Origin of the sequence: Thermoactinomyces sp. CICC 10735, assembly GCF_016055175.1 — a bacterium.
GTDB classification, from domain to species: domain Bacteria; phylum Bacillota; class Bacilli; order Thermoactinomycetales; family Thermoactinomycetaceae; genus Thermoactinomyces; species Thermoactinomyces vulgaris.
The window spans coordinates 168,950-183,676 of the sequence record NZ_JAECVT010000003.1 but is presented as its reverse complement, the minus strand read 5'-3'; the positions used below and the strand labels follow the sequence as shown (position 1 = coordinate 183,676).

The following is a 14,727-nucleotide window of genomic DNA, read 5'->3' as shown; positions in this document are numbered from 1 at the left end:
CATGGCTATGAAGTAAGTGCACTGACGATTTCACCTAACACAATCCCAACACCTACAAAGGTGGCAATAGTAACCTCAAAAGCGAAAACAATGATGGCCACGATGATACCAGATCCTATTTCAATACCAATCCAATGTCTTTTTAGAATTTCGGCTGCGATATATGTTGTTACCGCTTCCACCAAATGGTTCAAATATCAAGTCACCTTCGTTTGTCGCAAACAAGCTAATGGTGTAAAGCCGATTAAACATGCATTTATTGAGAAGTTAAATCAGCTAGGTTGGGAAGATGAAAAGATTGTAAGTAAGAAGTCGATCAAAAATAGAAAGATTGACTCTTCCTTAGAATTAAGTGATGGAAAGTATTTTGGTGTTGAATGGGAAACAGGAAACATAGCTTCAAGTCATCGAGCAATAAACAGACTTAAACTTGGTATGTTAGAAGGTGATTTAGCTGGGGGATTCTTGGTATTACCTTCTCGTCAAATGTACTATTATTTAACTGAACGAGTTGGAAATTTCCAAGAGCTAGAGAAATATTTTCCTGTTATGTCGGATACTTCGAAAATTACCGGTTTTCTTGGTGTTATTGAAATAGAACATGACGGAGTAAGAGCTGATATACCTCCAATAAAGAAAGGAACAGACGGTAGAGCGCTAGTTTAAGGGTTAATCGATGTTGCATGATAAATCAAACGCTTGTATAAAGAGCTAAAAATGCTGAATACAAAAGCCAATTGTATACATAAGAAAGAAAAGACTAAAAAAAACTTTAGTCAAACTCCATAGATAACGTTAAGGGATGAACTCTAGCATAAAGTCCATCCCTTCTTGATCATAATCTCCCGTTATTTCATCAATAATAACTTTTCGAACTTAAAGTTTCATTTAAAGAAATATCCTAATTATTAGTGGTTGTATATCATGGTCTTGTATAAAGTGGAAAAAGGAGCAGTGATGTTTCAAGTCGTTGTTCCTTTTAACTTATTGTAAATAAAAACCCCCCGGAACATCCGAGGGTTTTCCTTTGGTGGAGCATAGCGGGCTCGAACCGCTGACCTCTACACTGCCAGTGTAGCGCTCTCCCAGCTGAGCTAATGCCCCGTGTTTTTCAGTTACATATTGTATTATAATCACCGGAGATCATTTTTGCAAGAAGAAAATTAAATTTTTTTCGTGTACTCGTTTACAAAAATTCTGTTCATTTCGTGATATACTCTTCCATATCCGAAAAACAACAAGAGAAAAAATGCCCTGACGGGGTGGAAAAGGCGGGAGGAACATGATTCGCAGGTTGACGGAAGAGGATCATGAAGCATGCATGAAGCTTTTGATGCCGAAAGCGGCGGAAAACTTGTTTATTCTCGGCGATATTGAGGCATATGGTTATGATCAGGCGTTCCAAAAGGTGTGGGGCGATTTTGATGATCATGGAAACTTGCGTGCGGTGCTTTTAAAATATTACCAAAATTACATCCCTTATGCGCCCGGTCATGATTTTGACCACGAAGGGTTGGCCAAGGTGATGGTTTCAGATCCGGAATTTCAAAACCTGAATGGCTTGGAGGATGTGGTTTCTTTTCTTATTCCGTGGATCGCTTCCAAGCCGTCTCAAATCCGGAAACTTTATTACGCCAAGTGCCGCGCGTTAAAGGAGTCTCAAGTAAATTGGCCGGTGAAAAAAGCAGGCGTTGAGGATGTCGGGAGAATCATGGAGTTATACCGGCACTTTTCATTCAGTAACAATCCGGAATCCATCAAAAGAAACATGGAAAAAGGTGTAGCCCGGACTTATTACATCGAAGTGGACGGACAGATGGTTTCTTCAGCTTCCAGTACGGCGGAAAATACGCTTTCTGCCATGGTGGTCGGGGTTTGCACTGTAAAAGAGCATCAAAAGAAGGGGATGGCTTCCGCCTGTCTGGTCCGGCTGTGCCAAGATCTGCTTCAAGAGGGAAAGGAACTTTGTTTGTTTTATGATAACCCGGACGCCGGGAGAATTTATGAACGTTTGGGATTTGTCCCGATCGGCCGGTGGATGATGGTTTCGTTTCAGTGAGTCCCGGTGAATGAACAGGAACCGGGGATGGGATTGGAAAGATTCTGCTTCAGGAATTAAAAGTTTGATGCCGGAAGGCTCCGAAGTGCACAAAGAACCCGGGGCTGTTGACGCTGTTGTCAACAGCCTGACCGATTTAAAACCACAAGGCCCCCGCGGAAAGTGCCAGAGACAGCAAAAACAGAATGGAAAAAAGAATCGTTTGCCGCTTTGATTTTTGTTGCCACATTTCTTCTTTTTCCAAAATGACTTTGTTCAATTGAGCCAGGTTTTCGGTCCATTTCTTTTGTTCCGCCTCGATGGTTTCCTTTAAGTTTTTCAATTTGTCATCCAGCTCTTCTTTTTTCTCTTCGTATTCTTTTTGCCGCTGATCCAGGGATTCCAATATTTTTTTGGCATGTTCATCCAGCTGTTTCTGCTTTTCTTCTTGTTTTTCATTCACCCAGTCGGTGAATTTTTCTTGATGTTGATCCAGTGCCCCGGCCATCTGTTTTTCGATTTCCTCTTGGATTTCCCCGGTTTTTTGATGTAGCTGTCCGATCAAATCTTCTATGTTTTTCCGTTGTTGGCGGATATAAGCGCAGGTTTCCTGATCATCCTTCTGGATGGATTTTTGGATCAGCTGTACATCCCGGTACGTTTCATTCAGTTTTTGTGAGATCATGACAGCCGATTGGTTGATCGTCGTGGCTTGTTTCAGCTTCTGGTCGATCTGGCGAAACGAGGATATTTCCCGCTTGATTCTTTCAATTTGGTGATACATGTTTCCGAGTTCTTCATAAATCTCTTGCAAAGCTTCGCCTGTGTTATTCGCGGAAAATCGGTTGAAAAAGCCCATATCACTCTCTCCTAGCTCTGGGTTGCTTAATCTCAAGTCACCAATACTATTCATCATATCAATAATTTAAATAGATCCATAATTATTTGTTTGTGAATCATTTATAAAATCTTTAAAGAACGTCCAACTATCAAGGATATGGTATGATGGAAAAACAGACAAGTGTTGAAGAAGGAGATTGAAAATGAAGCCAAAGCCGAGAACATACAAGGAGGGCGGTGCCAAGCGCCGGGTGCTGGTTGTGACCTCGGTACAGGCCGAACGGGAAGCTGTTTTACGGGGGCTGGAGCAGACCGAAGGGATTGAGGCCGAGGTCTTGGTGGCCGGAGTGGGATTGGCCCAAGCGGCTGCCTCCACAGCCATGGCTTTGTCTGCCGCCTCGTATGATTGGGTGATCAATGCCGGCATTGCCGGAGGGTTCCCGGGAAAGACGGACATTGGTTCGCTGGTGCTTTCCAGTGAAATCATTGCCGCCGACTTGGGCGCGGAAACCGGGGAAGGCTTTTGTTTTTTGGATCAATTGGATCTGGGAACCTCCCGGATCCCGGCGGATGCGGAATTTGTCTGTTGGATGGAACAAGCTTTGCAACATAAAGGGATATCCGTTACGACCGGACCGATCTTGACGGTGTCCACCGTCACCGGGACACAAGAAACGGCAGAGGAGCTGATCCGGCGTGTTCCGGAAGCGGCGGCGGAAGGGATGGAAGGTTTCGGTGTGGCCACCGCGGCCCGGTTGCAAGGCGTGCCGGTGCTTGAAATGCGGGCCGTGTCCAATTTTGTCGGCCCGCGAAACCGGGCGGCCTGGCGAATTAATGAAGCCTTGCAAACTTTGGAAAAAGCAAGCAGTGCATTGACGGAGGTGGTTCGATGAAAATCGCTTTTTCCCCTTGTCCCAATGATACGTTTGTATTCCATGCCTGGGTGCATGGATTGGTGCCCGGAGCGCCCAAACTGGATGTGACCTATGCCGATATTGATATCACCAACCATCTGGCGACACGGCCGGATGGACCGGATGTTTTAAAAATCTCATCCGCCGCTTTGCCGTGGGTATTGTCCGACTATGCACTTCTTCCCTGTGGAGGCGCGATGGGAAGGGGATGCGGGCCGCTCATCCTGACCAAGGATGCTTCCAAAGAAACGGACTTGAGCGGCAAACGCGTTGCCGTGCCCAGTGAACGCTCCACCGCTTATCTGTTGTTCCGTCTCTGGACCGCCCGGCATGTTTCAGGGGACTTGGATATCCAGGTGGTTCCTTTTGACAAAATCATGCCGGCTGTCCGGGAAGGTACCTTTGATGCCGGATTGGTGATCCATGAAGCCCGTTTCACCTATCCGTCTTATGGACTTCATTTGTTGGCGGATCTCGGGGAATGGTGGGAAGAGGACACCGGCTTGCCGATTCCGCTCGGTTCCATCATTGCCCGCCGCACCCTTGATGTGAAGTCCATTGCTGAATGGACACGTGCTTCGGTCGAATATGCCTGGAACCATCCGGAAGCATCCCGGGAATATGTGATGCAGCATGCCCAGGAAATGGATCCGGAAGTGGCCAAGAAACATATTGACCTTTATGTCAACGACTTTACCGCCGACCTCGGCAAAGAAGGGTATAACGCGATTTATGCACTACTCAGCCGGGCTGCCAAAGAAGGAATTGTTCCGGAAATCAAGCCCGAAATGTTGCGTTGAAAGATCCCAAAAGCAAAAAACGGATGGTTTGCAGGCCATCCGTTTTTTTGTTCTTTTTAATTTTTCTTTAATGGACCGACCGTAACCGATTCATCCCCAAACGGGATGGACCATACTTCCCGACCGCCGGTGATGGTAAATCGATCCTTGCTTACCATATTTAAGATTTCCTGATCCGAAAGGGAAGGGGCTGTTTTGATAATAGCCGTCAGATAAGTGGTGTACGATTCTCCTGATGGGATGTTTCGAGGAAACCATAATTGCTTTTCACTGACCACAAGCAGTTTCTTTGTATCTTCGGAGAAAAGTGGTTGAACTCTGTGGTGGACACTGTCATGAACACTGTCATTAATCCGGGATGCCGGCGATGTCGCACAACCGGTCCGCCAGCCGGCGCATGGGCATTTGTTTTAACGTCAGCCAAGCGTGACCGGTGACTTCTTCTTCCTGAATGATGACCTTTGCGGAAGATTTCAAACGGAAGGCAAACCGGAAATCGGCGTGCCAATGCGGAGGTTCGCCTTTTTCGGGATTTTCGGGGATCTCGTGCAAATCAATGTCAACGGGAACGTTTGGGGGCAGGACGGGTTGAAGTTGTTCCGGAGAGATTCCGGTTTCTTCACAGGCTTCCCGCAAGCTGGCTTCAATCAGTGAACGATCCTTCTTTTCACAATGTCCACCCGGAAGAAGCCAAGCGTTCAAGGTTTTATGCCTGATATGCAGAACTCTTTTTTGTTCATCCATGATGACGGCACTCGTTGTGACGTGCCCGGGGAAAGTGGCGCGGGAAGTGATGTCCCGGGAATGATGAAGCACATCCATGAGAGGGTGGAGGGATTGCATGCCGGAGCCGGAAAACCGGTCGGCATAAGCGGCAATGGCCCGGGTGATTTCTGAATGCAAAATGGTCACCGGGATTCGCTCCTTTCCTTTTGAGGGTTCTATGAAACGTTCTCCAACCCGGCTTGAAAACCTTCCGGATCCGGACATTACAAAGGGCATCGATGGATGCCCTTAAACGATGATATAAAACGCTTTTAAGGGGCCGTGAACCCCGACGACCAGGTTCATCTCAATATCTGCCGAGTTGCTTGGTCCGGATATGAAATGGATGCTGGAGGGCGGGGTTTGGCCGTTTTCAATGGCCTGGTTGATGGCATGGACGGCCTGGGTCATCCGCGGGACGATGGTTTCTTTCGGGATGATGGCGATGTAATTCTCCGGCAGATAATGCAAAGCCCGGCCTTGATCATCCCGGGTTTGAAGAACCACGGTTCCGGATTCCGCCAGGGCATGGTCGCAGAAGACCACGCCGAATTTGGCTGACGCGGCCTGCCGGATGTTTTCTTCTTTTTTCCCTTCTTGCCATCGGTAAACGGAAATCCCCTGACCGGGCCAGGTTCCATGAAGCAGCTCGTGGAGCCCATATTCTTGAAAGCGCGGATCCCCGGAGATGACCACCGGGCCTCCCCCGTTTTCCGATACCAGCTTTTTCAGCGTTTCCGGCAGTTGTTCGCTTGTGGTTTCCATGACGGTTGTGTGGATGTTTCGGCATTGTTTTTTAAATATTTCCAGCAGTTGCTCTCTGCTTGCGTCTTTCAGCGTTTCCTGGTGAACCTCTGTTTTCCACTCCGGACGGGGAACCGGATCCGTCTTTTGTTTCCGTCCCAGCTTTCGGGCAATGTTTTTCAAAAAAGTGTCCCGGTTATGAATTGTTCCTTGCATCCGCTTTCCCTCTTTTCTGTTCCTGTTGATACCAATCACGGAAGCGCTCTTGGCTAGGGGCCGGAAATTCACGGGATGCCATCCACTGCTTTAACGGGCCGACGCCTTTTTTGAATTTTGCACCGGCAGTGAGTGGACGGGTTGCCGCAGAAGCCATTTTGGATCCCCACTGATACAAAGTGCCGGAAGAAGCGCCCATTTCAAACATTTTCATGGCCAATTTCTCGGCCAGCGGGGCACGCCCTTCTTGTTCCACAATCACTTGCCGGTGTTTGATCAACAGTTCATGCAGGGGGATTTTTACCGGACATGCTTCGGTGCATGCCCCGCACAAACTGGAAGCGTAAGGCAATTCCTGAAAGTCTTCGTACCCGGCCAACAGAGGGGTTAAAACCGCCCCGACCGGCCCGGGATAGACCGATCCGTATGAAAGGCCGCCGATGTGGCGATAGACCGGGCAAACATTGATGCACGCCCCGCAGCGGATACATTGGAGGATGGAGCGGAACTCGGAGCCTAAAATCTTTGACCGGCCGTTGTCGACGATCACAAGATGAAATTCTTCCGGCCCTTCGCTTTCCCCTGGCGGTTTGGGGCCGGCCACGGTGATATAGCTGGTTAACTTTTGCCCGACACTGCTCCGGCAAAGCAGGCTGACCAGAATATCCAGTTCTTCCATGGTCGGAACAATCCGTTCCATTCCCATCACGGCAATGTGGGTGTCCGGGATGGAAATGGCCAGGTCGGCATTTCCCTCATTGGTGACAAGACAAATGGAGCCGGTATTGGCCACCGCAAAATTGCACCCGGTGATGCCGATGTCCGCTTCCATGAATTTTTCGCGCAAAATCCGCCGGACAAATTTGGTCAATTCATACGGGTCGTCCGATTGGTCATAGCCGAGTTTGCTTTGAAAGGTTTCGCGAATTTGCGTTTTGTTTTTGTGAAGCGCGGGAGCGACGATATGGGAAGGGACATCGTCATTGATTTGCAGGATGTATTCCCCGAGATCGCTTTCCACCACTTCACAACCCGCTTGTTCAAGAGCCGGGTTCAAATGGATTTCCTCGGTCACCATGGATTTGGATTTGACGATTTTTTTGGCCTTTTTTTGCTTGGCCACGTCTTGGATGTATTGCACCGCTTCTTCCGCGGTTTGGGCAAAAAAGACATGGCCGCCCAGCTTGGCGACGTTTTCGCTGAGTTGCATCAGATAATGATCGAGGTTTTCCAGTGTGTGCTGGCGGATTTGCTCGCCCAAAAGCCGCCATTCTTCCCAGTTTCCCAATTCATCGGCGGCAAAAAGGCGGCGGTCTTGCAATCGTTCCTGGGCCGAGGCAACCGCCTGCCGCATCGTGACATTTTCCAATCCTTGTTGTACCCGGTGGCCAAATGGATTTTCACTGATTTTAATCGCCATTGTGATCTCTCCTTAACGGCTGTTTAAAACTTCCGCGATATGCATCACTTGAACGGGATGTCCCAGGCGTTCGAGCCGCCCCTTGATATTCATCAGGCATCCGCAATCCGCCCCGATCAGGTAGCCGGCTTTGGTTTGCAGGATGTTGTTGACTTTCTCATCGACCATTTCCGTGGAGACGGGGCTCATTTTCACGGAAAACGTGCCTCCGAAGCCACAGCAATTTTGGGCTTGGGGAAGCGGTTCGAGTTGCAATCCTCTGACATTGGAAAGAAGTGTGAAAGGCGCGTCTTTCACGCCAAGCAGACGGGTCATGTGGCAGGACGAATGATACGTGGCTCTCCCGTCCAGCCGGGCTCCGGTGTCCGTGATCCGGAGAACATCCACAATAAACTGGGTCAGCTCATACGTTTTGGCGGCCAAATGTTCAGCTCCCTCTTTCCACTCGGGATCATCTTCAAAAAGACGCGGATATTCTTTGAACATCGTGGCACAGGAACCGGAAGGCGTCACGATGTATTCCGCATGTTCAAAGGCTTGGATCATGTTTTTGGCGGCACTTTTGGCTTTCCGGACATAACCGCTGTTATAAGCCGGCTGTCCGCAGCACACTTGTTTTTCCGGAAATTCCACATCACAACCCAGGTGGTTAAGCAATTCAACGGTGGCTTTTCCGACATTCGGATAAAACATATCCACCAAACAAGTAACAAATAATGACACTTTCACCATCATCACCTGCCCGGTTCATCGAATGTTTTTTTGTTTTTCACGGTTTGCAAACAATTTTTCTTCCACGCCTGCCAAATGCATGAACATGGCATTTTCCGCTTCCTCGGCATTTTGGGCGGCAATGGCTTCACAAATCTTCTGATGTTCCTGAAGCAATTGATCCGGATAACCGGGAATCAAAAACAATTGTTGGCGGCTTTCTTTGAGGGATCTGGACAAGATGCCGTAAATGGATTCCATCATCCATTCCAACACCGGATTGTGGCTGGCGCGGGCGATGGCATAATGAAAAGCTAGATCCGCTTCATCTCCGAGTTCGCCTTTTGCCGCCGCGTTTTTCATGTCAAAAAGCGCCTTTTCCATTTGTTTTAAATCTTCCCCGGATCTTCTTTCGGAAGCGTACCGGGCCATTCCGGTTTCAATCACTTTGCGTGCCTCCAAAAGGGAAAGGAGATCTTGGCGGGTCACCGGCTGAAAGGGTTTAAATTCAGACAAAACTTTTTTGGGATCCAGCCGGGTGACGAAAGTTCCTTCTCCATGGCGAATCGACACAAGACCTATGGTTTTCAGCGAACTGACGGCTTCCCGGATGGTCGATTGGCCCACGCCCATTTGTTCGCTCAATTCCCGGAAGGAAGGCAACCGCTCGCCCGGTTGGTAGGTGCCGTTTAAAATGTGTTCTTTTAACAAGTCCGCCACTTCTTCATAGGATTTACGCACTCTTAAAGCAGATCTCATCTTCATTTTCTTTTCCATTTTTCACCTCATAAGGTCATCTGATGACTGGATGATTAAAAATTATCGTATGCCATTCATTCAGAGATGTCAATGTTTCGGTTTTTGCAGATTCATGCTTTTAAACGGCACTCACTGGCCGGCACCTTCAGACCGGTATGAAAAGAAAATCCCCCGAAGGGGGATCCCTGCGAGCAGGATGGAACCTGCAATTCCAGCGGGAAAGGCTGGCGTTTTCATTTAAACTATCGCAGGGCACAGGAAGGATTGGTTACCTTCATCTCCTGCGTGGGGCAGGCGCTTTCATTAAGCGACTGTGTGAAAAAATTTTATCATGTGATATGATTTTTTGTAAATATAAAATATTTAAATGGTGAGAGTTGAATGACGAATCCGCATCAACCGGCTCAGAGAGAAAAGAAACAAAAATGTTACATATGCAAACAACGGATGGATTCCTCCCATCCCCGTTATCCCAAATTGTGTGTGGAATGCGGAAATTTGAACGAACAGAAACGCCTTGCCCGCCATGATTTGACTTCTTATGTCGCGTTGGTGACAGGCGGCAGGGTGAAAATCGGGTATCATACGGCATTGCGCCTGTTGCGCGAAGGCGCCCGGGTGATTGTCACCACACGGTTTCCTTATGATGCCATCCGGCGATACTTTCAGGAGCCGGATTGGGAAGACTGGAAAGACCGGATTCACGTATACGGGTTGGATTTTCGGCGGATTGACCTCGTGGAGGCATTTGCTTTTTCTTTGAACAAGCAATTTCCCTATATTGACATCATTGTCAATAACGCAGCCCAGACGGTCCGGCTTCCGGATGAAGCGTACCAGGCCCTGTTGCAAAAAGAAAGGGAATGGAAAACGAAATGGTTGGGTTCCGGCGAAGAGCGGGGAAGGGAGTTGCCGGTTTATGCATTTGCGCAAGGGACGGAACCGGATGATGAGAAAAATCTTCTCCTGCCCGTGGCCAGCCCGTCCCGGCATCCGGCGAATCTTCCTCCATTTGCCAACAATGCCTGGATTGCCAAACCGGATCAGATCTCATTGACGGAAATGCTGGAAGTTCAACTGGTGAATGTCACGGCGCCCTTTTTGATCAGCACCCGGTTGAAACCGGCCATGCTGAGAAGTCCCCATCTGAACCGCTTTATCATCAATGTTTCTTCCAAGGAAGGGATCTTTCGGACCAAACGCAAAGGGCGCTACCATGTCCATACCAATATGGCCAAGGCTTCGCTGAATATGATGACATTGACGATGGCCAAAGATTACAAGCGGGATCGCATTTTTGTCAACAGTGTTGATCCGGGATGGGTGTCCAATCAACTCCCGGCCAAAATCCGGGAACCCATTCCACCTCCGTTGGACTGCGAAGATGCCGCGGCCCGGATTTGTGACCCGGTTTATCTGGGGATGGATGCTAAAAAACCGCCCAATGGACAGTTTTTCAAAGATTATCGCCCGGTGGACTGGTGATTTTCCTCATTCGGGTTTCGCAGAGGGCAGAGGATGGAGATGCCAACCAACTGTTTCAATCTTGTGGACAGAAAGGGGATATAAGATGGAAAGAAAAGTGACCATCGGGAAAACCGGTCTCACCGTCCATCCCATTGGTTTGGGGACCAATAAGGTCGGCAGCCAGGCGGGAAAAGAAGTGGTCCAAGCAGCCATTGAAAACGGGATCAATTTTTTGGACACCGCTTATCTGTACGGCCCCGAAAGGTCGGAAGAGCTGATCGGGGAAGTGGTGAAAGAAAGCGGCAAACGGACAAATGTGGTGATTGCCACCAAAATCGGCCCCAAATTTGTGAACAATCAGGTGGTGGCAGACAACACCCCGTCTTTTTTGAAACAGGAAGCCGAAAAAAGCTTGAAGCGTTTAAAAACCGATTACATCGACATTCTCTATATTCATATGCCGGATCAGGATACGCCCAAAGAAGAGGCGGTCGGGGCGTTGCAGGAACTGAAGGAAGAAGGGAAGATCCGCGCCATCGGCGTATCCAATTTTTCTCTTGAACAGCTGAAAGAGGCCAATCAGGACAGATATGTGGATGTGTATCAGGGAGAATACAATCTGTTGAACCGGCAAGCAGAACGTACCCTGTTCCCTTATCTCCGTGAGCATCAGATTTCCTTTGTTCCGTATTTTCCGCTGGCTTCCGGACTTTTGACCGGAAAATATGATGAAACGTCAACCATTCAGGGATACCGGGCCAATCTGCCCTATTTTCAAGGAGAAGCCTACCGCGAGAGTCTGGAAAAAGTGGAGAAATTAAAAGCAATGGCCAAATCCAAAGGGGTCAATACAGCCAATTTGGCGTTGGCCTGGTGTTTGCACCGGAAAGAAGTGGACGCAATCATCCCGGGGGCCAGAAACCCGGAACAGGTGCTCTCGAATTTGCGAACGTTGGATGTAATATTGACAGAGGAAGACATCAAGAAATTGGATACGATCTTTTAATCTGGATCGCGGAAAGTGGCAACCTCTCTTTCAAGAATGGAAAGATGGGTTGCCATTTTTTTATGGAACCGGGCGGAAAAGCTCCATCGCACCGTTTGGCACGGGTTTTGCATTTTATTTGCAATGAATGACGGAAAAGGGAGGAACCGAGATGGAAAAGAACAAATGGGGTTTTTCCACCCAGGCGATTCATGCCGGGGTGCGTCACGGGGAAATGGAAGGATCGTTGGCACCGCCCATTTTTCAAACTTCGACATTTGTGTTTCCCTCGGCGGAAACCGGCGGGAACCGTTTTGCCGGACGGGAGGACGGATTTATTTATACCCGGCTGGGCAACCCGACGGTCCGCCTGTTGGAAGAGAAAGTGGCGGTGTTGGAAAAAGCGGAAACGGCGTTGGCTTTTTCATCCGGGATGGGAGCGGTTGCCTCGGTTTTGTTGGGAATTTTAAAGGCCGGGGATCATGTGGTTTGTTCCAAAGGCTTGTACGGATGCACGTACAGTCTGTTTCATTGGTTGCAGGAGCGGTTTCAAATCCGTTTTTCCATGTGTTCGATGAAAGAAGAAGCCGCATTGGAAAAGTCGATCCGTCCCGAAACCCGTTGTTTTTATATTGAAACTCCCATGAATCCCACCCTTGAGCTGGTGGATCTGGAATGGGCCGCAACTGTGGCCCGCAGGCACGGGATCGTGACCATTGTGGACAATACCCTGATGTCTCCGTATTTGCAGCGTCCGTTGGAATGGGGCTGTGACATTGTGTTGCACAGCGCCACCAAATATATCGGCGGTCACGGGGATGTGATTGCCGGGATTGCGGCGGGCCCCCGCCATCTGCTGGAAAACGTGAAAAAAACCACCTTGAAAGATTTGGGGGCGGTTTTGTCGCCGATGGATGCCTACCTTTTGATCCGGGGATTGAAAACATTGGAGGTGCGCATGGACCGCCATTGTGAAAACGCGGGGAAGATCGCCCGTTTTTTGTCGGAACACCCCAAAGTGAAGCAGGTCTTTTACCCGGGGCTTTCTTCTTTCCCTCAGGTTGAGTTGGCCAAAAAACAAATGCGAAAGCCCGGCGGAGTCATCAGCTTTGAGATGAAGGGCGGATATGAAGCTGCCGTCCGGTTGTTGAATCATGTCTCGCTTTGTAAATTGGCCGTCAGTCTGGGAGAAACGGATACACTGATTCAGCATCCGGCTTCGATGACCCATGCGGTGGTTCCCCGGAAGGAGCGGCTGAAAATGGGCATTTCCGACGGCATGATCCGCCTGTCCGCGGGGATTGAAAACGCAGAGGATATTTTGGCGGATCTGGGGGAAGCGTTTTCATCTGTGTGATCGATCTTCCTCTTCCCTTCCGCTAAGATAAAAGTAAGAGGACGGGAAGGAGGAAACGAATGAAAACAATCGCCCTCTGCATTAAAACCATTGACCGGGTGGGCATGACGCATGAGGTGATTTCCTGTCTGTTGGCCGATCATGTCGACATTGAGCGGATGGAGGTGGAATCGGGAAGCATTCATCTGAAAATCCGGGCGGTCCCTTCCGGGGTGTTTAAAAAACTGACGGAACGGATCAAGCAAATCCCTGGTGTGAAGCAATTAGAACCCATTCAAATTCTTCCGTCCGAAATGCGCGAAGGACAAATGAACACCATTTTGGAAACGGTGTCCGAAGGCATGATCCTGGTGGACCAAAAGTTCAAAATTCAGGCGATGAACCGGGCGGCGGCCGAAATGCTGCGCCTTTTTCCGGAGGATTGGGAAGAAAAGGATCTTCCCGGACTTTGGGGAACGGACCTGAAATGTTGCCGGAAATGTTTTCAGTCGGGGAAAGAACAATTGAATGTCCCGGTAACCATCCGCCGCGGTCCGGACATGATTCAAGTGATGGCCAGTTTTATTCCGGTCCGTTCCGGTGAAAAACGGCAGTCCGGTTTGGTGATCGTCATTCGCGACATGAAACAAGTCCGCCAATTGCTGCAGTCTGTCAACCGGAAGGGAATGGTCCAGTTTCAGGATATTATCCATCAAAGTGAAACGATGAAAAGGTGCGTGGAAACGGCCAAAAAGGTGGCACAAATGGAAGCGACCGTTTTATTGCAGGGGGAAAGCGGAACGGGAAAAGAATTGTTTGCGCGGGCCATTCATTTTGAAAGCCGGCGGGCCAACGGCCCTTTTATTTCCATCAATTGTGCCGCCGTTCCGGAGTCATTGATGGAAAGCGAATGGTTCGGCTATGAGGAGGGGGCGTTCACCGGAGCGGGGAAAGGGGGAAAAAAAGGCTTGATGGAATTGGCGCAGGACGGGACGCTGTTTTTGGATGAAATCGGTGAGCTTCCGCTCAATTTGCAAGCCAAATTATTGAGGGTTTTGGAGGAAAGGGCTTTGAGGCGGGTCGGCGGAAACCGGTGGATTCCTCTCCGCGTGCGGATCATTGCCGCCACCAACCGGGATTTGGCGGATCTGGTGCACCGGGGCCGGTTCCGCAAAGACTTGTATTACCGCCTTCATGTGATCCCGATCACCATTCCCCCGTTAAGGGAACGCAAAGAAGACATCCCGCTTCTGGCTGCTCATTTTCTCCGGGAATTTTGCGCCCGTTCCCGCCGTCCGCTTCTTTCTCTTTCATCCCAGGCTTTCCTTCGCCTGCAGGCACACTCCTGGCCGGGAAATGTCCGGGAACTGCAAAATGTGATGGAGCGGAGCGTTTACCTTTGTCCGGAAGGAGAAACCGAATTACAAGAAGTTTATCTGAGCGATGTATTGGATACGGATTGCTCATTTCCCCGGCGCAGTTTGAAAGAACATCTTGCGCAGTATGAAAAAGAACTGGTGCAGGCCGGGATCCGGCGGTTCAAAAGCATACGGAAAACCGCCCGCCATCTGGGGGTGAGCCATACCACCGTTTTGAACAAGATGAAGAAGTATGGAATTTCCAAAAAAGATATTTTTTATTGAAATCAGGGATGGATTGGTTACATCTTTCATACATTGTTCAATGCAACAGGAAAAAAAGCTGTTAAAATAACGTTGTCGCTGAAAACACC

At 49.1% G+C, this 14,727-nt stretch carries 14 protein-coding genes and 1 tRNA gene; 8 read left to right on the top strand and 7 right to left on the bottom strand.

Features of this window, described 5'->3' with window-relative positions:
- Positions 1–93: 93 nt before the first annotated feature.
- Positions 94–666, top strand: a complete 573-nt coding sequence (locus I8U23_RS07175) for a PDDEXK family nuclease (RefSeq protein ID WP_165489727.1) — start codon at positions 94–96, stop codon at positions 664–666.
- A 362-nt stretch (positions 667–1,028) separates the two neighbouring features.
- Here I8U23_RS07175 and I8U23_RS07170 read toward each other — a convergent pair.
- Positions 1,029–1,104: transfer RNA gene (locus I8U23_RS07170), tRNA-Ala, on the bottom strand.
- Between the two features lie 178 nt (positions 1,105–1,282).
- On the opposite strand from I8U23_RS07170, the gene I8U23_RS07165 reads away from it, so the two are divergent.
- Positions 1,283–2,059: a GNAT family N-acetyltransferase gene (locus I8U23_RS07165; protein WP_121874307.1), complete on the top strand. Its 777-nt coding sequence runs from the start codon at positions 1,283–1,285 to the stop codon at positions 2,057–2,059.
- A 136-nt stretch (positions 2,060–2,195) separates the two neighbouring features.
- On the opposite strand, the gene I8U23_RS07160 is transcribed toward I8U23_RS07165, so the two are convergent.
- Positions 2,196–2,897, bottom strand: a complete 702-nt coding sequence (locus I8U23_RS07160) for a hypothetical protein (protein ID WP_037993149.1) — start codon at positions 2,895–2,897, stop codon at positions 2,196–2,198.
- Between the two features lie 184 nt (positions 2,898–3,081).
- Here I8U23_RS07160 and I8U23_RS07155 point away from each other — a divergent pair, with 184 nt between their 5' ends.
- Entirely contained in the window at positions 3,082–3,771 is a 690-nt protein-coding gene (locus tag I8U23_RS07155) for a futalosine hydrolase (protein ID WP_049720625.1), read from the top strand.
- Entirely contained in the window at positions 3,768–4,592 is an 825-nt protein-coding gene (locus I8U23_RS07150) for a 1,4-dihydroxy-6-naphtoate synthase (protein WP_049720624.1), read from the top strand. Before I8U23_RS07155 ends, I8U23_RS07150 begins: the two co-directional genes overlap by 4 nt.
- Positions 4,593–4,940: 348 nt before the next feature.
- On the opposite strand, the gene I8U23_RS07145 is transcribed toward I8U23_RS07150, so the two are convergent.
- The 5 genes from I8U23_RS07145 to I8U23_RS07125 form a co-directional block, all read right to left on the bottom strand.
- On the bottom strand, positions 4,941–5,504 hold the full coding sequence (locus I8U23_RS07145) for an NUDIX hydrolase (protein WP_170151250.1): 564 nt from the start codon (positions 5,502–5,504) through the stop codon (positions 4,941–4,943).
- Between the two features lie 102 nt (positions 5,505–5,606).
- Positions 5,607–6,317 carry a LutC/YkgG family protein gene (locus I8U23_RS07140; RefSeq protein WP_198050874.1) on the bottom strand — a complete coding sequence of 237 codons (711 nt, stop codon included), beginning with the start codon at positions 6,315–6,317 and terminating at the stop codon, positions 5,607–5,609.
- Positions 6,298–7,737: a LutB/LldF family L-lactate oxidation iron-sulfur protein gene (locus tag I8U23_RS07135; protein ID WP_198050873.1), complete on the bottom strand. Its 1,440-nt coding sequence runs from the start codon at positions 7,735–7,737 to the stop codon at positions 6,298–6,300. The genes I8U23_RS07140 and I8U23_RS07135 overlap by 20 nt, the downstream gene beginning before the upstream one ends.
- Positions 7,738–7,749: 12 nt before the next feature.
- Positions 7,750–8,466 carry a (Fe-S)-binding protein gene (locus I8U23_RS07130; RefSeq protein ID WP_121874337.1) on the bottom strand — a complete coding sequence of 239 codons (717 nt, stop codon included), beginning with the start codon at positions 8,464–8,466 and terminating at the stop codon, positions 7,750–7,752.
- Positions 8,467–8,484: 18 nt separating this feature from the next.
- The gene (locus I8U23_RS07125) at positions 8,485–9,225 is read right to left on the bottom strand and encodes a FadR/GntR family transcriptional regulator (protein WP_121874311.1); all 741 of its coding nucleotides are present in this window, start codon (positions 9,223–9,225) and stop codon (positions 8,485–8,487) included.
- A 363-nt stretch (positions 9,226–9,588) separates the two neighbouring features.
- Here I8U23_RS07125 and I8U23_RS07120 point away from each other — a divergent pair, with 363 nt between their 5' ends.
- The 4 genes from I8U23_RS07120 (at position 9,589) to I8U23_RS07105 (ending at position 14,638) form a co-directional block, all read left to right on the top strand.
- Entirely contained in the window at positions 9,589–10,692 is a 1,104-nt protein-coding gene (locus tag I8U23_RS07120; protein ID WP_198050872.1) for an SDR family NAD(P)-dependent oxidoreductase, read from the top strand.
- An 85-nt stretch (positions 10,693–10,777) separates the two neighbouring features.
- Positions 10,778–11,680 carry an aldo/keto reductase gene (locus tag I8U23_RS07115; RefSeq protein WP_198050871.1) on the top strand — a complete coding sequence of 301 codons (903 nt, stop codon included), beginning with the start codon at positions 10,778–10,780 and terminating at the stop codon, positions 11,678–11,680.
- 151 nt (positions 11,681–11,831) lie between these two features.
- Positions 11,832–13,016, top strand: a complete 1,185-nt coding sequence (gene megL / locus I8U23_RS07110; RefSeq protein ID WP_049720620.1) for a methionine gamma-lyase — start codon at positions 11,832–11,834, stop codon at positions 13,014–13,016.
- Positions 13,017–13,075: 59 nt separating this feature from the next.
- Positions 13,076–14,638 (top strand): sigma 54-interacting transcriptional regulator, encoded by a 1,563-nt coding sequence (locus I8U23_RS07105; RefSeq protein WP_198050870.1) that lies wholly within the window; start codon positions 13,076–13,078, stop codon positions 14,636–14,638.
- The last annotated feature ends 89 nt before the right edge of the window (positions 14,639–14,727 follow it).